14 protein-coding genes and 1 pseudogene are annotated in these 15,057 nt (G+C 61.8%); 10 read left to right on the top strand and 5 right to left on the bottom strand.

Annotated features, from left to right (window positions below; genetic code table 11):
• Nucleotides 1-2: 2 nt before the first annotated feature.
• A complete protein-coding gene (gene rplL / locus Q0974_RS00075) occupies nucleotides 3-383 on the top strand; it encodes a 50S ribosomal protein L7/L12 (RefSeq protein ID WP_299321257.1) in 381 nt (126 codons plus the stop codon).
• A gap of 82 nt (nucleotides 384-465) precedes the next feature.
• Here the strand turns inward: rplL and Q0974_RS00070 are convergent, their stop codons facing one another.
• From Q0974_RS00070 to Q0974_RS00060, 3 genes are read right to left on the bottom strand one after another with little or no spacing between them, the layout of a single operon-like run.
• Complete coding sequence (locus Q0974_RS00070) at nucleotides 466-1,128, bottom strand: hypothetical protein (protein ID WP_299321256.1); 663 nt, start codon at nucleotides 1,126-1,128, stop codon at nucleotides 466-468.
• On the bottom strand, nucleotides 1,128-1,337 hold the full coding sequence (locus Q0974_RS00065; protein WP_299321254.1) for a helix-turn-helix transcriptional regulator: 210 nt from the start codon (nucleotides 1,335-1,337) through the stop codon (nucleotides 1,128-1,130). Before Q0974_RS00065 ends, Q0974_RS00070 begins: the two co-directional genes overlap by 1 nt.
• Nucleotides 1,337-1,906 carry a DUF2975 domain-containing protein gene (locus Q0974_RS00060; RefSeq protein ID WP_299321253.1) on the bottom strand — a complete coding sequence of 190 codons (570 nt, stop codon included), beginning with the start codon at nucleotides 1,904-1,906 and terminating at the stop codon, nucleotides 1,337-1,339. Before Q0974_RS00060 ends, Q0974_RS00065 begins: the two co-directional genes overlap by 1 nt.
• A gap of 182 nt (nucleotides 1,907-2,088) precedes the next feature.
• Between Q0974_RS00060 and Q0974_RS00055 the strand changes: the two genes are divergently transcribed.
• Both Q0974_RS00055 and Q0974_RS00050 read left to right on the top strand, forming a co-directional pair.
• Nucleotides 2,089-2,820: a hypothetical protein gene (locus Q0974_RS00055; protein ID WP_299321251.1), complete on the top strand. Its 732-nt coding sequence runs from the start codon at nucleotides 2,089-2,091 to the stop codon at nucleotides 2,818-2,820.
• Complete coding sequence (locus Q0974_RS00050; RefSeq protein ID WP_299321250.1) at nucleotides 2,817-3,617, top strand: SdiA-regulated domain-containing protein; 801 nt, start codon at nucleotides 2,817-2,819, stop codon at nucleotides 3,615-3,617. The genes Q0974_RS00055 and Q0974_RS00050 overlap by 4 nt, the downstream gene beginning before the upstream one ends.
• On the opposite strand, the gene Q0974_RS00045 is transcribed toward Q0974_RS00050, so the two are convergent.
• Together Q0974_RS00045 and Q0974_RS00040 are read right to left on the bottom strand one after the other, a co-directional pair.
• The gene (locus Q0974_RS00045; protein ID WP_299321248.1) at nucleotides 3,609-4,655 is read right to left on the bottom strand and encodes a hypothetical protein; all 1,047 of its coding nucleotides are present in this window, start codon (nucleotides 4,653-4,655) and stop codon (nucleotides 3,609-3,611) included. The two genes, Q0974_RS00050 and Q0974_RS00045, sit on opposite strands and share 9 nt — an antisense overlap.
• Nucleotides 4,655-5,731: a metallophosphoesterase gene (locus Q0974_RS00040; protein WP_299321246.1), complete on the bottom strand. Its 1,077-nt coding sequence runs from the start codon at nucleotides 5,729-5,731 to the stop codon at nucleotides 4,655-4,657. Before Q0974_RS00040 ends, Q0974_RS00045 begins: the two co-directional genes overlap by 1 nt.
• Nucleotides 5,732-5,868: 137 nt before the next feature.
• Between Q0974_RS00040 and Q0974_RS00035 the strand changes: the two genes are divergently transcribed.
• The 7 genes and pseudogenes from Q0974_RS00035 to Q0974_RS00005 all read left to right on the top strand — a co-directional run.
• On the top strand, nucleotides 5,869-6,714 hold the full coding sequence (locus Q0974_RS00035) for an alpha/beta fold hydrolase (protein WP_299321245.1): 846 nt from the start codon (nucleotides 5,869-5,871) through the stop codon (nucleotides 6,712-6,714).
• A gap of 181 nt (nucleotides 6,715-6,895) precedes the next feature.
• A complete protein-coding gene (locus Q0974_RS00030) occupies nucleotides 6,896-7,633 on the top strand; it encodes a MotA/TolQ/ExbB proton channel family protein (protein WP_299321243.1) in 738 nt (245 codons plus the stop codon).
• Entirely contained in the window at nucleotides 7,630-8,037 is a 408-nt protein-coding gene (locus Q0974_RS00025; RefSeq protein WP_299321242.1) for a biopolymer transporter ExbD, read from the top strand. The genes Q0974_RS00030 and Q0974_RS00025 overlap by 4 nt, the downstream gene beginning before the upstream one ends.
• Nucleotides 8,038-8,040: 3 nt before the next feature.
• Nucleotides 8,041-8,460 (top strand): biopolymer transporter ExbD, encoded by a 420-nt coding sequence (locus Q0974_RS00020; RefSeq protein WP_299321240.1) that lies wholly within the window; start codon nucleotides 8,041-8,043, stop codon nucleotides 8,458-8,460.
• Nucleotides 8,457-9,164: a TonB family protein gene (locus Q0974_RS00015; RefSeq protein ID WP_299321239.1), complete on the top strand. Its 708-nt coding sequence runs from the start codon at nucleotides 8,457-8,459 to the stop codon at nucleotides 9,162-9,164. Before Q0974_RS00020 ends, Q0974_RS00015 begins: the two co-directional genes overlap by 4 nt.
• 258 nt (nucleotides 9,165-9,422) lie before the next feature.
• Entirely contained in the window at nucleotides 9,423-13,580 is a 4,158-nt protein-coding gene (gene rpoB / locus Q0974_RS00010) for a DNA-directed RNA polymerase subunit beta (protein ID WP_299321237.1), read from the top strand.
• Nucleotides 13,581-13,647: 67 nt separating this feature from the next.
• Nucleotides 13,648-15,057: pseudogene (locus Q0974_RS00005) on the top strand (DNA-directed RNA polymerase subunit beta'); the annotation flags it as partial.

Below are 15,057 nucleotides of genomic sequence, written 5' to 3'. Positions count from 1 at the left end.
CAATGGCAGATCTTGATAAACTCGTGGACAGCCTTTCCGAGCTGACCGTTCTGGAAGCCGCTGAACTGGCGACCAAGCTTGAAGAAAAATGGGGCGTTTCGGCCGCGGCTGCTGTCGCGGTTGCCGGCCCGGCTGGCGGCGGCGACGCCGGTGGCGAAGCGGCTGAAGAGAAGGACGAATTCGACGTCATTCTCACCGGCGACGGCGGCAAGAAGATCCAGGTGATCAAGGAAGTCCGCGCCATCACCGGCCTCGGCCTCGGCGACGCCAAGGCGCTCGTCGAAGGTGCGCCGAAGCCGGTCAAGGAAGGCGTCAACAAGGCGGAAGCCGAAGAAATCAAGGGTAAGATCGAAGAGGCCGGCGGCACCGTCGAACTCAAATAGGCCCTTCGGATATTCCGAACGAGAAAGGGGCGGCTCCTGTCCGAGCCGCCCCCTTTTTATCCAGCCTGCCGGACAGGCTGGGCTAGTGCTGCGGCACCGCTACGGGACGCCGGAGCATCAGCATGCCCAGCATGGCGAACCAGAGGATCTGACCGAGGCCGAACAGCGCGGCGAGATCGCCTAGACCCGGCACGAATGTGGCGATACCCGCTACCGCTACCACGATACCCGGCCAGTTGAGCCAGCGCGGCAGCAGGCCCGTCTGCAGCCCGACGATGCTGATCAGCACCATCCACAACCCGCCGACAAGCTCGATCCCGCCGCCCAGCGCGGACTGGACGATACCGACTGCGGACCAGATCGTCGCAGCCGCATCGGGATCGTTCGTTGCCACCGAGGCGACTGTCTGCAGCCCGACCAGCCCGGTCATGCCGCTGGCCAATACCAGCCCCGCCCAGATCAAGCCGAACGCGCTCGCAATCTGCATCGTCAATTCCGTGCCGGAGCCGCGCGCCAGATAGCGGTGCAAGGTCACCACCAATATGGTCAGTGCCACGCCGAAGGCGAGATAGAGTGCCACCATCGCCAGCGCCATGACCGCCTGATTATCGAGCGCGAATGCGAGATTACCGGCGAGCCCTTCATATCCGCTACGGTCCAGAACGGCGAAAAATATCGCGAAACCGAACAGATAGGCGGCGGCGTTGAACAGGGCGGCAAGGCCGCCGATGCGGTCCGGCGTCATTATCTGTCTCCTTCGTAACTCATGAGATCACCCGGCTGGCAGCCAAGCTCGCGGCAGATCGCTTCCAGGGTCGAAAAACGGATCGCCTTGGCCTTGCCGGTCTTGAGGATGGACAGGTTGGCCAGCGTCAGCCCAACCCGGTCGGACAATTCGGTCAGTGTCATGCGGCGATCGTGCAGCAGGTCGTCGAGCCTGATCGTGATCGCCATCAGACCGTTCCTTCCAGGTCTTCGCGCATAGCCGCCCCGCGATCGAACACCCGCGCCAGCACAATCAACAGCAGGCCGAGCAATATGCCCGAAAGCGAGATGCCGGACTCCATGCCCAGGTTCACATCCGCGCTGGGCTTCCATTCGCCGAGCAAGGCGACAAGCGCCGTCGCGATCATCGTGGCCGCAAAGCCGAAAAGCTGGATGGCGAGGACCGCCAGCCCCATGCCGCGCAACCGAACGCCGTTTATCGGGATGAACGGATCGCCTTGCCTGACCGACTCTACGATCCGCCGCAGCCGGTTGAACGCGAAATAGGTGAGCCCCGCGACGACAAGGCACATAACGAGCAGCGCGGCCATCATGAAGATCGCCGGCATGTCCGGCTGCTCCACCAGCAGATCGCCCACCGCCCCCAGGATCGGGCCGGAGAAGATGAATAGACAGGGGATCATGATAACCAGCGCGGCGCTAGCGAGTATCAGACCCCATTGCGCAATTATGATGAGGGCGCGGGCGATCTTGAGCACCGCGTCATTCTCACCATGAGCATTTTCCGACTCATACATTGTGTTTTCTCCTTCGCATATCGATATTCAATAAGAATTTATCGATAAACGTCAAGAGATTTATTGTTTTTCAATAAATATTGCTTCTGGGCGGCATCCGCGCGATTGATCCGCCCTTTTCGTGGCGCGGCGGAGCGCATATGCAGCCGTCATGACCATTGGGGCACAGGTGAGGGGCTAGTATGCGCATTCGGTTTCCGAGGCTCTTCTACGCGCTGACCAAATATTATATCGGCGTGGCGCTCGCGTTGCTGATAGCCTTCGCGCTCAATCCCGAAATCCGCAATTACCTCCCGATTGGCGGCGTCGAGGAACTGATCGCGCAAACGGTCGAAGGGCCATTCGACGGGATCGAGATCGGCGCCACGGGCACGGGCGCGCTCGGCAGTTTCGTCTGGCTGATTATCGCGGTCGGTGCGGCGCTACTCGCGGCCCTGCCCGTCAGCTGGACCTATATGGCGATCCGGACGCGCGACGAATATAACCAGTCGCTGATCCAGACGATCATCCTCTTGCCGATGATTGTGACCGGGATCGTTATCGTCGTCCATAATTCGCTCGCCCTCGCCTTCTCGCTGGCCGGCATTGCCGCGGGCGTGCAGTTCCGGAACGCGCTCAAAAGCCCCGGCGATGCGCTCTTCATTCTCCTCTCGATCGGCACGGGTCTGGCGGCCGGCATCGGCGCGGTCGAACTCGCCTTCGTGATGACGATCGGCTTCAATTACGGCTTCCTCGTGCTTTACATGTACGATTATGGCGCGCGTGACGGCACGCAGCGCTATATGCGCCGCCGCGGGGAATACGCTCCCGCGAAAAAGGGCAAGAAGAAAAAGAAGGCCACCGCGCCTGATATCGATGCCGGCGAAACCGATACCGCAGCGGCCAAATCCGCCGATACTTCGCCAGAATCATGAAATATGTGCTGATCCTCTTTGTCCTGCTGGCCGCCTGTGCGCCGGACACAGATGACGCGCGCTATCTGCCAATGCCGGAAGCGCTCGCCGAAATTTCAGGCCTTGCCGTGGCTTCGCCTAACAGCGTCTTCGCGCATGACGACGAAAGCGCGGTGATCCATGAGGTATCGCTGGAGGACGGGCAGGTGCTACGCTCCTTCGCACTCGGCAACCCGGTGATCGAGGACGATATCGAAGGGATTGCCGCCAATGGCGACAGCATCTGGATTATCAACAGCGAGGGCGTGATCCGCGCCTTGCGCGCGGGCCGCGATCAGACGCGCGTCGTCCACCGCCAATATGACACGGGCATCGGCGAACATTGCGAGGTCGAAGGCCTGTCGCTTTCGCCCCGCCCCGGCAATCTTCTGATCGTCTGCAAAAATATGTATGAAGGGGATCGGCGCGGAACGCTGGTCATCTATGAGTGGGACGCCGAAACGCATGAACCGGTGGGCGCGCCCTGGCGGCAGATTCCACTTGCGCAGGCGCTGCGCGCGGAGCGGATCGACTTTGCGCCGTCTGGCATCGAATGGCTGCCCGATTATGAGCAGATCCTCGTTATTTCTGCGCGCGGACGTTCGATGCTGGTACTCGATCGGGACGGCGGGATCGTCGCCCGGCATCGGCTCAACATGATAAACCACCCGCAATCCGAAGGCGTTACGGTGGTGGGATCGGACCGGCTTGTGATTGCGGACGAGGGCCAGCAGGGCGAACCGGGCCAGATTGCGATCTACCCATTCCCGTTAGGTTAGGCAGTCGTCGATCAGATTGTCCTCGACTTCTTGGGGCGTCGCAATGTCCTCGAAGAAGTCCGCGAGATAGGATGTCGCCCGATCGCGCCGCCGCTCGCTTAATTGCGGGATCGAGGCCAGCACGGCTTCAAGCCGCGGGCGAGCCGCAAGAAATTCGGCCGCTGCCGCGCGCGTCTCGGCGTTATGGAAACAGAAGCCGCGGAAAACGCGGGTCCGTACGCTCGAGACCCGGATTTGCGCCGGCGGGGCCGAGTAGGGCGCGTCCACAAGCCCTGTCTGATCGAAATCATAGGGCAGCGAGACGAGATTGCTCGTCGCCGTTTCGGTCATGCCGATGGGCCGCGTATTGTGGCAGCAATCCTCGCCGGGCGGGCCGGACTGTACTGCCCAGTCCAGATTGCCGACCATATATTGAAAGACCGCGATCCGCCCCATATCGGCGCGGCTGAGCTGCGACGGGGGAAAGCTCGGCGTTTCGACCTCGACCATCCCATTGCGTTCCGCCGCATCGTCGACATCCTCGATAAAGAAACCGACGCGCGAAACGGTCGGCGTGTCCGCGTCGCTGCGATAATAGTCGATCTGCGCGAGCCGTACCCGGAAGCTGCGATCCGTCATCGCATTGTAGAGCCGGTAGGCGGCATATTCGAGCAGCACGTGCTGCTGATGGGCGCTGCGCCGCTGGCAATGGGTGACGAGCTTGATCCGCCGCTGCTCCTGGAACAGTCCCGATTCCGGACGGGCGGGGAGCTCGACGCGCAGCGGCGGAAAGGTGCAGATGCCGTTGTGACGGCGCGATACGCCACGCGGCGACAGCTGGATCTCGTGCGTCTCGGGCACCGAACCGTGAACCGTCAGCGTAGCAGGCCCGCCTTCATCGACACGCGTGATCCGCCGCAGATCGCCGCGGATCGAAATCTGGATCATCTCATCCGAAGCGAAAAGCGGTGTCGGATCGGCCGGCTGCGCCGATGCAGGCTGGGCGAATACGGCGATACCGAGGGCCGCGAGAACCCCGAAAAATCTCGAGATTGGCATTACGGACTCTCCCCTTCCCCTACGACATGCGCGGTAACGGTATCGCCGACAATCTCAAGATAGGTCCGCGGCCCGCCATAATAGTCTGAAATCCCGGTATCGATCCCGATCAACCGCCCGTCTAGCAGCATCCGGATGCCGCCCAAGGACGGCGTATGGCCGACCACGATGCGCGACACGTCATGGGCGGCCAGCACGGTCGCGATTTCCGGCTCCGCATCCTCGGGCGGAATGAGTGCGATCTCACCGCGCTCGTCGCGCAGGAAATAACCACGATACCAGAGCGGGCCATCGGGATCGTTGAGTATGGAGGTGTTGGAATCGTCCCGCTCGGCGATGGCCTCCGCGACGCGCGCATTGATATCGGCAACGGAAAGCCCGGCATAGTCCGTGCTGATCCCGGCATGGACGAACAGCGTATCGCCAATCTTCGCGACCGCCGGATTGCCGGCCAGCCATTGGCCGATCTCGCCCTCCGGCCCCCAGGCCATGATCAACTCCGCCGCGCCGAGCGGCGTTTCGCGCAGCCAGAGCCGCCTTATCTGGTCTTCGGACAATGCCGGCTGCTGGCGCCGGTACGCGCGTTCGATCCGCGCCTGATTGTGACGATAATAGCGGCGCAACACCCGATCCGATTCCTCGGTGCGGAAAGCCGCGAAATCATTCTCATGAACGTAGCGGATATCACCGAGCACGTTCATCGCTTCGTGATTGCCGATCAGCACGATCACGCGGCCGTCCGCGGCGGCAGCTTCGTCCCGCAGCCGCATCAGATCGTGGATGATGGGCATCGAATTGGGGCCGCGGTTCGCCACATCGCCGACCTGAAGCAAGGTCGCATCGCCGCCGATCCACGCGCCGTCTGCGTTCACCAGACCCGCCGCTTCGACGATCGCACGAAACGCTTCATGATCGCCATGCACATCGCCGATGGCCACGACGCGCGGGGCGGTTTCGGCTTCTTGTGGTTCCTCCATCCATGCGGGCGCGATGGGCTCAGCGGTGGCAGGCGTGGACGCCATGCTCATCAGCAGCGCCGCACAAACGGCCAATCCGCTTCGCAACCAACGCGTCATTCCGATACCCCTCTCTTTGGCCGGAAACGAGCGTAAGCACGGCCCGCCTGTCAAGGCAAACGCAACAATGGCAGATGAAACGCTTTCCAGACCCCGCTTGGACTGACAGCCTGGTATCGATCGGGTAACAGGGCGCGATGTTCTTTCGGTTGGCCATTGCGATCTGTGCCCTGGTGGCGGTTGCCGGATGCGATAGCCTCGCCCGCGATGCCATCTACCATCCGCCGCAAGCGCCGCTTACGCTCGAAGGGCTTCCAGCCGGCACGGAGTTGATCACGGTCGACACGGCCGACGGTCTCACGCTTTCGGGCATCGTTGCGACCGGGCGCCGCGACCGGCCTGTCCTATTGCTGTTTCATGGCAATGCAGCGAGCGCCAGCGGCATAGTGCGATGGTTGGCGCCGTTGGCGGAAGCCGGTTTCGGCATCGTGGCGGCCGAATATCGCGGTTATAGCGGCAACCCGGGCACGCCGACCCAAGAGGGTATCGCGCATGACGCCGACGCGTTCCTGGCTTTGGCCGAGGAATTGGCGGGAAGCCGGCCGGTTATTGTTATCGGGCATAGTCTCGGCGGCGGGGTCGCTTTCGATCTTTCCCGCCGCGAACGGCTCGATGCGCTGATAACGATCGGAACCTTCACGTCGACGCGGGACATGGCGCCCGGCTGGGCCCGCGGACTCGTGCCTGACCCCTATGATAGCCTGACCGCCGTTAATCGCGCGGACGAGGCCGTATTCCTGATCCATGGACGCGCGGACGAAGTCGTACCGTTCGATCATATGCAAAGGCTTGCGCAGGCGGCGGCGCAAGCGGAATTGGCCGGCGCCTCGATTGCACTCGATCACGCCAATCATGTTCCGAGCGGCGAAAAGATATCCCGGATCATTCGCCATATTGCCGATCAGCTCGACAGCCCGGATGACGAGCCAAGCCGGATACTGACCGGCATGACGTGGGAGTCTTTCGAAGAGCCGGCTTCCTGACGACAGAAATCCATCGCCATGGATTCAGTCCCATTCGGTCGGCGTTGCATTTCGCCTGTTTACCGACGCGATTTGTGTAAACGGCATGACACTTTTGTGGCGAAACTTGGTAAATCGCGGAATATCTGGCAAAGTCCTTCTTCAGGGGAGACTTGCTATCGGTATTCTGAGATGGTCGATCATGTTGGGTTTGGCCGGCGTGGCCAGCCCTGCATTGGCTGCGGCAACCGACGCACCTTCCTCGCCCCTTGCCAGGCTGTTCGATGCCGGCGGCCCGATTATCGTGATACTTGCGATACTGGCGGTGCTCGCGCTGGGCGTCACGCTCGTCAAATTCGTACAATTCTGGCGTATCGGCGTTGGCAGAGCCGGTTTCGTCGCGGACCAGGTCGAGGCGATCAAGCAGAATGATATCGCCGGTGCGATCGAAGCGCTGGAAGCGCGAAGCAATCCGGTCGCGCGGGTAATGGCGGCCGCGGCGCGCGGCAGGGCCAATCCCAGAATGACAAACGAAGTGGTACGCGAGGAGACTGCCCGGGTCGCCGAGGCGCAGCTCGATGCTTTGGAGCGCGGCCTCGCCTTGCTCAGCCTGATCGCCACCATCGCACCGCTGCTCGGTCTGCTCGGCACCGTGCTCGGGATGATCGAAGCGTTCCAGGAAATGGAGACGGTCGGCGACCGCATCGAGCCGGCGGTACTGGCCGGCGGCATCTGGGAAGCGCTGCTGACAACCGCGGCAGGGCTCTCCGTGGCGATACCAGCAGCCGTATTCTTCACCTGGCTCCAGCGCACGGTCGATGTCGAGGGCCAGCGCATGGAAGACGCCGCGACCCAGATTTTCACGATCTCGCTATACGATGCAGTCGAGGAACAGCCTGCACCGGGCGATCCTCCACAGCCTGAGCCGGCACCGGCATGAACCTGCTGCGCCACCGTCACGATCAGGGGGCGCTGCTCAATGTCACCCCGCTGATCGACGTGGTCTTCATACTGCTCGTCTTCTTCATGCTGACGACGAATTTTGCCCGGTTCCGGTTGATCGGCGTCGAAACGCCCCAGGAGCGCGAGGTCACGCAGGATACCGCCGCCGCAATCGTGATCCTCGTCGAGGCCGATGGCACCTTCAGCTATGATGGTGACCCGGCGAGCCTGGAGGAAATATCCGCCAATGTGGCCGAGATGATCGCGGTCGACCCGGGTCGTACCTTTCTCATCCGTCCCGAACCCGGCGTTACGATGCAGGAAGCCATCGACGTGTTTCAGCTTGCGCGGGACGCCGGCGCCTATGCGGTCAGTTTCACCGGGCCACAGGAGCAATCCTGAGCCATGAAGCTCGAACGCGCCCGACCCAAGCGAGAGCTCATCAACATCACACCGCTGATCGACGTCGTCTTCATCTTGCTCGTTTTCTTCATGCTGGCCGGTGCCATCGAACCCGAAGACCCATTTGCAGTCGCGCCGCCGGCTTCGGCCAGCGAAGAACGCGGCGACATTCAGGATTTCGTCGTTCTGGTCGGGGAAAATGGCGAGGTCGCGCTGGACGATCGCCCGTTGGAACGTGATGAACTGACCGGCGCAGTGCGCGCGGCGCTGGAGTCGCGACCCGGCGCCCTCATCCAGCTGAAGCCAGATGGTGGCGCCGACGCCCTGACGATCATCGAAATCATGGAGGAGATTCGCGAGGCTGGCGCTGAATATATCGTGCTGCTGACAGTAGGTCGCGGTGAGATCGGAGGCGGCGGATGAGCGTCATCCCGTGGAGCAGCGCGATCAGCCCGGCCCGGCCGCCGATTCCGGCCAATTGGCACTGGGCGCTGGGGCTCGCCATCGCCACGCTGATCCTGGTTTTGGCGAGCTGGCCGCTCGCACAGCAAGAGCCGCTCGGCGAAGAAACGGAAGAGGCGGAACGGATAGTGGTATCACTAGGCGGGCCTCCGCAACGGCTCGAAGCACCGCCTGTGCCGCAAGACGTACAAACGCCCGAGGAGCCGCCCGTGGCCACGGAACGCGACCCGGATGCGCCGCCGCCCACACCGCCCGATGCAAGGCCGCCGCCCAACTGGACGCAGGCCAGTGACCGCCTCTCCTCGGGTCGTGGCGCGGAACGGCCTGTCATACGCCGCGATCCGCCACCGCCAGCGCCAGGACGCAGCACGGCAGAAATCGAGAATCGGCTGACCAGCATTTCGACACGGCTCTATTCAAGCCGCCTTGTCTACCCGCAAGGCTCGTTGTTGATCGGAGAAGAAGGTGTCGGCCGCCTGCGCATAGTCATCGCGCGCGCAGGCGATATTCTCGAGTGGGAACTTGTGCAATCGACCGGCCACTGGCGGCTCGATCACGAGATCGAACGCGTTGCCCGGCGGATTACGCGGGTCGATCCGCTGCCTGCAGATTATCGAGGATCGCGCGCCGAAATAACAATTCCGATCTCGTTTATCATCCAATAGCGGCCTCTCACCGGATAATGGCGGTTGCGCCCGGCACCCGCGAAATTGACACGTCCAGTCTCACTTCCTATATCCTCGCTATCACCGCTGCCGTTCGAGCAATGATGCGAATTTGCGCGCCGCATCACAAGAATGGATCGGCTTCGGTTTCATAGACGCTCAAAGCTGCAGATTCCCCGGTTCCGAGGACAGGGAGTCTTGCGGCTTTTTGTCGTCTCCGCGCTGCGAGATTAGAGCAGACACCGAGGCAAATATTCCATGGCGACCAAGGCGAAAGCGGCTCAGCAGACCCGCACGAAGCGTATCCGCAAGATTTTCGGCGACATTCACGAAGTGATCCAGATGCCGAACCTCATTGAGGTTCAGCGCGACAGCTACGAGCAGTTTCTCCGCTCCAACCCGGAGATCGACTATGTTTCGGGGCTTGAAAAAACGCTCCGCTCGGTCTTCCCGATCCGCGATTTCGCCGGCACCGCCGAGCTCGATTTCGTCCATTATGAACTCGAACCGCCGAAATATGACACCGAGGAATGCCGCCAGCGGGGCATCACCTATGCCGCTCCGATGCGCGTTACGCTGCGCCTGATCGTCTTCGAAGTCGATCCCGACACCGAAACCCGCTCCGTCCTCGATATCAAAGAACAGGATGTTTACATGGGCGATATGCCGCTCATGACCGAGAACGGCACCTTCCTCATCAACGGCACCGAGCGCGTCATCGTTTCGCAGATGCACCGCTCGCCGGGCGTGTTGTTCGATCATGACCGTGGCAAAACGCACGCTTCGGGCAAGTTTCTCTTCGCCGCGCGCGTGATTCCCTATCGCGGCTCCTGGCTCGATTTCGAATTCGACGCCAAGGACATCGTCAATGTCCGCATCGACCGGAAGCGCAAACTGCCGGTCACGGCATTATTGCACGCACTTGGCCTGACCAGCGAGGAAATCCTTCAGCATTTCTACGAGACGGTAACGTACAAGCGCGCCAAGGATGGCTGGGAAATCCCGTTCGTCAGCGAGAATTGGCGCGGCCAGAAGCCGGCCTTCGATATCGTCGATGCGAAATCGGGTGAAGTCGTCTTCGCCGCCGGGCAGAAAATCACGCCGCGCACGGCGACGAAGGCCGAGAAAGACGGTCTCAAGAACCTGCTGATCCCGACCGAAGAGATTTTCGGCCGTTACAGCGCGTTCGACCTGATCAACGAGAAGACCGGCGAGATCTATATCGAGGCCGGCGACGAGGTTTCCGAAGAAAATCTCGAAAAGCTCGATGGCGCGAAAATCAAGGAGCTCGTGCTGCTCGACATCGATCATGTCACGACCGGCCCGTGGATCCGCAACACGCTGAAGGCCGACAAGGCCGAGGATACGGACCAGGCGCTGGCCGATATCTATCGCGTGATGCGCCCGGGTGAACCGCCGACGCGCGAAACCGCCGATGCGCTGTTCGAAGGCCTGTTCTTCGACGCCGAACGCTACGACCTGTCGGGCGTCGGCCGCTGGAAGCTCAATATGCGCCTCGACCTCGATGCACCGGAAGACCTGACAACGCTGCGCAAGGAAGACATCCTTGCCGTAGTCAAGGAACTGGTCGACCTCAAAGACGGCAAGGGCGAAGTCGACGATGTCGACAACCTCGCCAATCGCCGTGTACGTTCGGTCGGCGAACTGCTGGAAAACCAGTATCGCGTTGGCCTCTTGCGCATGGAGCGCGCGGTCAAGGAACGCATGAGCTCAGTCGATGTCTCAACCGTCATGCCGAACGACCTGATCAACGCGAAGCCAGCCGTGGCCGCCGTGCGCGAATTCTTCGGTTCGTCGCAGCTCTCGCAGTTCATGGACCAGACCAACCCGCTGTCCGAAGTCACCCATAAGCGCCGCGTCTCGGCGCTTGGTCCGGGCGGGCTTACCCGCGAACGCGCCGGCTTCGAAGTCCGAGACGTGCACCCGACTCATTATGGCCGGATCTGCCCGATCGAAACGCCCGAAGGCCCGAATATCGGCCTCATCAACTCGCTCGCTTCGTTCAGCCGCGTCAACAAATACGGGTTCATCGAAACGCCGTACCGCAAGGTCGAGAATGGCAAGGTGACCGACGAGGTCGTCTATCTCTCGGCCATGGAAGAGCAGAAGCATACGGTCGCGCAGGCCAATGCCGATCTCGATGCCAAGGGCGGCTTTGTCGAGGAAATCGTCTCCTCGCGTCAGGCCGGCGAATTCCTGATGGCACCGCGCGATACGATCACGCTGATGGACGTGTCGCCGAAGCAGCTCGTTTCGGTCGCCGCCTCGCTCATCCCGTTCCTCGAGAATGATGACGCGAACCGCGCGCTTATGGGATCGAACATGCAGCGCCAGGCCGTGCCGCTGGTGAAAGCCGAAGCGCCGCTGGTCGGCACTGGCATGGAAGCGACCGTGGCGCGGGATTCCGGCGCCGCCGTTGTCGCCCGTCGCGGCGGCATCGTCGATCAGGTCGATGCGACGCGTATCGTGATCCGTGCCTCCGGTGCGGTCGATGCCAATGAAAGCGGCGTCGATATCTATACGCTGATGAAGTTCCAGCGCTCGAACCAGAATACCTGCATCAACCAGCGCCCGCTGGTGAAGGTCGGCGAGACGGTCGAAGCCGGCGACGTGCTCGCCGACGGGCCGTCGACCGAATATGGCGAACTGGCGCTCGGCAAGAACACGCTCGTCGCGTTCATGCCGTGGAACGGCTATAACTATGAGGATTCGATCCTTATCTCCGAGCGTATCGTGAAAGACGACGAATTCACCTCGATCCATATCGAGGAATTCGAAGTCATGGCGCGCGACACCAAGCTCGGACCGGAAGACATTACCCGCGACATTCCGAATGTCGGCGAGGAAGCGCTGCGCAACCTCGACGAGGCGGGCATCGTCTATATCGGCGCCGAAGTGCATCCGGGCGATATCCTTGCGGGCAAAATCACGCCCAAGGGCGAATCCCCGATGACGCCGGAAGAGAAGCTCCTCCGTGCGATCTTCGGCGAGAAAGCGTCCGATGTCCGCGATACGTCGCTGCGCCTGCCGCCGGGCGTCGCGGGGACGGTCGTCGAAGTCCGGGTGTTCAATCGCCACGGCATCGACAAGGACGAGCGTGCCCTGGCGATCGAACGCGAGGAAATCGAACGCCTCCGCAAGGATGCCGACGACGAACGCGCGATCCTCAACCGCGCCACCTATGGCCGGCTCAAGGACATGCTGACGGGTCAGACGGCAACCGCGACGCCGAAGGGCGTCACCAAGGGCTCGAAGATCACCGTCGCGATGCTCGATGAGGTCGAGAAGCACGAATGGTGGCAGTTTGCGGTGAAAACAGACAAGCGCCAGGGCGAGCTCGAAGTCGTCAAGCAGCAATATGACGAGGCAGCCGAGAAGATCGAAGCCAAGTTCGAGGACCGTCGCGAGAAGCTGGAGCGGGGCGACGAGCTGCCGCCGGGCGTACTCAAGATGGTCAAGGTCTTCGTCGCGGTGAAGCGCAAGCTGCAGCCGGGTGACAAGATGGCCGGCCGCCACGGTAACAAGGGCGTGATTTCGCGCATTCTGCCGCAGGAAGACATGCCGTTCCTCGAAGACGGTACGCCGGTCGATATCGTGCTCAACCCACTGGGCGTGCCCAGCCGCATGAATGTCGGGCAGATTTTCGAAACCCATCTCGGCATGGCCGCGCGCGGCCTCGGCCGGCAAATCCGGGGCGCTCTGGAAGACTGGCGGCATGCCAACCCGGATGCCAAGGCCGGCAAGGCGCCGGCGGCGGTCCGCGATGCGATGAAGACCGCCTATGGCGAGCCTTATCATGCGAGCATCAAGGCGCTGGACGACGATACCGTCGTCGAGATGGCGGGCCGGCTCACCAATGGCGTGCCGATGGGTACGCCGGTGTTCGACGGTGCGCGCGAGAGCGATGTCTCCGACATGCTCGATCTCGCCGGGCTCGACCAGAGCGGCCAGGTCGTTCTCTATGACGGCCGGACGGGCGACCAGTTCGACCGCAAGGTGACGGTGGGCTATATTTATATGCTCAAGCTGCATCACCTGGTGGACGACAAGATCCACGCCCGCTCGATCGGACCGTACAGCCTCGTTACCCAGCAGCCGCTTGGCGGCAAGGCGCAGTTCGGCGGTCAGCGCTTCGGCGAGATGGAGGTCTGGGCACTCCAGGCCTATGGTGCGGCCTATACTTTGCAGGAAATGCTGACGGTGAAGTCCGACGATGTCGTCGGCCGGACCAAGGTCTATGAGGCGATCGTCAAGGGCGATGATACGTTCGAGGCCGGCGTGCCGGAGAGCTTCAACGTGCTCGTCAAGGAAATGCGCAGCCTCGGCCTCAGCGTGGACCTCAAATCGCTGTCCGACGAGGATGACGAAGACGAACTTTCCGAAGCCGCCGAGTAACCACGATTATCAGTCCCCTGCCCTCCGGTGATCGGATCGGGCGGGCCGGGGCAGACAAGGATCAGACATGAACGAACTGACCAACTTCCATAACCCGGTACAGAAGCCGGAAACCTTCGACGAGATCCAGATCGGCCTCGCGTCGCCGGAAAAGATCCGCAGCTGGTCTTTCGGCGAGATCAAGAAGCCGGAAACGATCAACTACCGCACGTTCAAGCCGGAACGCGACGGCCTGTTCTGCGCGCGCATCTTCGGTCCGATCAAGGATTATGAGTGCCTGTGCGGCAAGTATAAGCGCATGAAATATAAGGGCATCGTCTGCGAGAAATGCGGTGTCGAGGTGACGGTTTCCAAGGTCCGCCGCGAGCGGATGGGCCATATCGACCTTGCTGCGCCGGTCGCGCATATCTGGTTCCTGAAGTCCCTGCCCTCGCGCATCGGGCTTCTGCTCGACATGCAGCTCAAGCAGCTCGAGCGCATCCTCTATTTCGAGCAATATGTCGTCATCGAGCCCGGCCTGACCGCGCTGGAGAAGTTCCAGCTGCTGACCGAGGACGAGCTGCTCGAAGCGCAGGACGAATATGGCGAAGACGCCTTCTCCGCCGGGATCGGCGCGGAAGCCGTCAAGATGATGCTGATGGACCTCGATCTTGAGCGGGAAAAGGAAGACCTGCTCGAGGAACTGGCGACGACCAAATCGACGCTGAAGCCGAAAAAGATCATCAAGCGCCTCAAGGTCGTCGAGAGCTTCATTGAATCGGGCAATCGCCCCGAATGGATGATCCTCGACATCGTGCCGGTCATCCCGCCCGAGCTGCGCCCGCTGGTGCCGCTGGACGGCGGCCGCTTCGCGACGTCGGACCTCAACGATCTCTATCGCCGCGTCATCAACCGGAACAATCGCCTGAAAAGGCTTATGGAACTGCGCGCACCGGACATCATCGTCCGTAATGAAAAGCGCATGCTCCAGGAATCGGTCGATGCGCTGTTCGATAACGGCCGCCGCGGCCGCACGATCACGGGCGCCAACAAGCGCCCGCTGAAATCGCTGTCCGACATGCTCAAGGGTAAGCAGGGCCGCTTCCGCCAGAACCTGCTGGGCAAGCGCGTCGACTATTCGGGCCGCTCGGTCATCGTGACGGGTCCGGAACTCAAGCTGCACCAGTGCGGCCTGCCGAAGAAGATGGCGCTCGAACTGTTCAAGCCATTCATCTACGCCCGTCTCGACGCCAAGGGCCTCTCCATGACGCTCAAACAGGCCAAGAAATGGGTCGAGAAAGAGCGTAAAGAAGTCTGGGATATTCTCGACGAGGTGATCCGCGAACATCCCGTGATGCTGAACCGCGCGCCGACGCTGCATCGTCTCGGCATCCAGGCGTTCGAGCCGGTGCTGATCGAGGGCAAGGCGATCCAGCTTCACCCGCTGGTCTGCGCCGCGTTCAACGCAGACTTCGACGGCGACCAGATGGCCGTGCAC

This window comes from Parasphingopyxis sp., assembly GCF_028279465.1.
GTDB lineage: Bacteria > Pseudomonadota > Alphaproteobacteria > Sphingomonadales > Sphingomonadaceae > Parasphingopyxis.
Note: the sequence above shows the minus strand (reverse complement) of the source record. Positions and strands in the feature narration are given on the sequence as shown.

Coding starts and splice junctions, on each gene's coding strand:
- Q0974_RS00035 (WP_299321245.1), top strand. CDS start 5,869: ATGTTCTTTCGGTTGGCCATTGCGATCTGTGCCCTGGTGGCGGTTGCC.
- Q0974_RS00020 (WP_299321240.1), top strand. CDS start 8,041: ATGAAGCTCGAACGCGCCCGACCCAAGCGAGAGCTCATCAACATCACA.
- Q0974_RS00040 (WP_299321246.1), bottom strand. CDS start 5,731: ATGACGCGTTGGTTGCGAAGCGGATTGGCCGTTTGTGCGGCGCTGCTG.
- Q0974_RS00065 (WP_299321254.1), bottom strand. CDS start 1,337: ATGGCGATCACGATCAGGCTCGACGACCTGCTGCACGATCGCCGCATG.
- rpoB (WP_299321237.1), top strand. CDS start 9,423: ATGGCGACCAAGGCGAAAGCGGCTCAGCAGACCCGCACGAAGCGTATC.
- Q0974_RS00060 (WP_299321253.1), bottom strand. CDS start 1,906: ATGTATGAGTCGGAAAATGCTCATGGTGAGAATGACGCGGTGCTCAAG.
- Q0974_RS00070 (WP_299321256.1), bottom strand. CDS start 1,128: ATGACGCCGGACCGCATCGGCGGCCTTGCCGCCCTGTTCAACGCCGCC.
- Q0974_RS00045 (WP_299321248.1), bottom strand. CDS start 4,655: ATGCCAATCTCGAGATTTTTCGGGGTTCTCGCGGCCCTCGGTATCGCC.
- rplL (WP_299321257.1), top strand. CDS start 3: ATGGCAGATCTTGATAAACTCGTGGACAGCCTTTCCGAGCTGACCGTT.
- Q0974_RS00015 (WP_299321239.1), top strand. CDS start 8,457: ATGAGCGTCATCCCGTGGAGCAGCGCGATCAGCCCGGCCCGGCCGCCG.
- Q0974_RS00050 (WP_299321250.1), top strand. CDS start 2,817: ATGAAATATGTGCTGATCCTCTTTGTCCTGCTGGCCGCCTGTGCGCCG.
- Q0974_RS00030 (WP_299321243.1), top strand. CDS start 6,896: ATGTTGGGTTTGGCCGGCGTGGCCAGCCCTGCATTGGCTGCGGCAACC.
- Q0974_RS00055 (WP_299321251.1), top strand. CDS start 2,089: ATGCGCATTCGGTTTCCGAGGCTCTTCTACGCGCTGACCAAATATTAT.
- Q0974_RS00025 (WP_299321242.1), top strand. CDS start 7,630: ATGAACCTGCTGCGCCACCGTCACGATCAGGGGGCGCTGCTCAATGTC.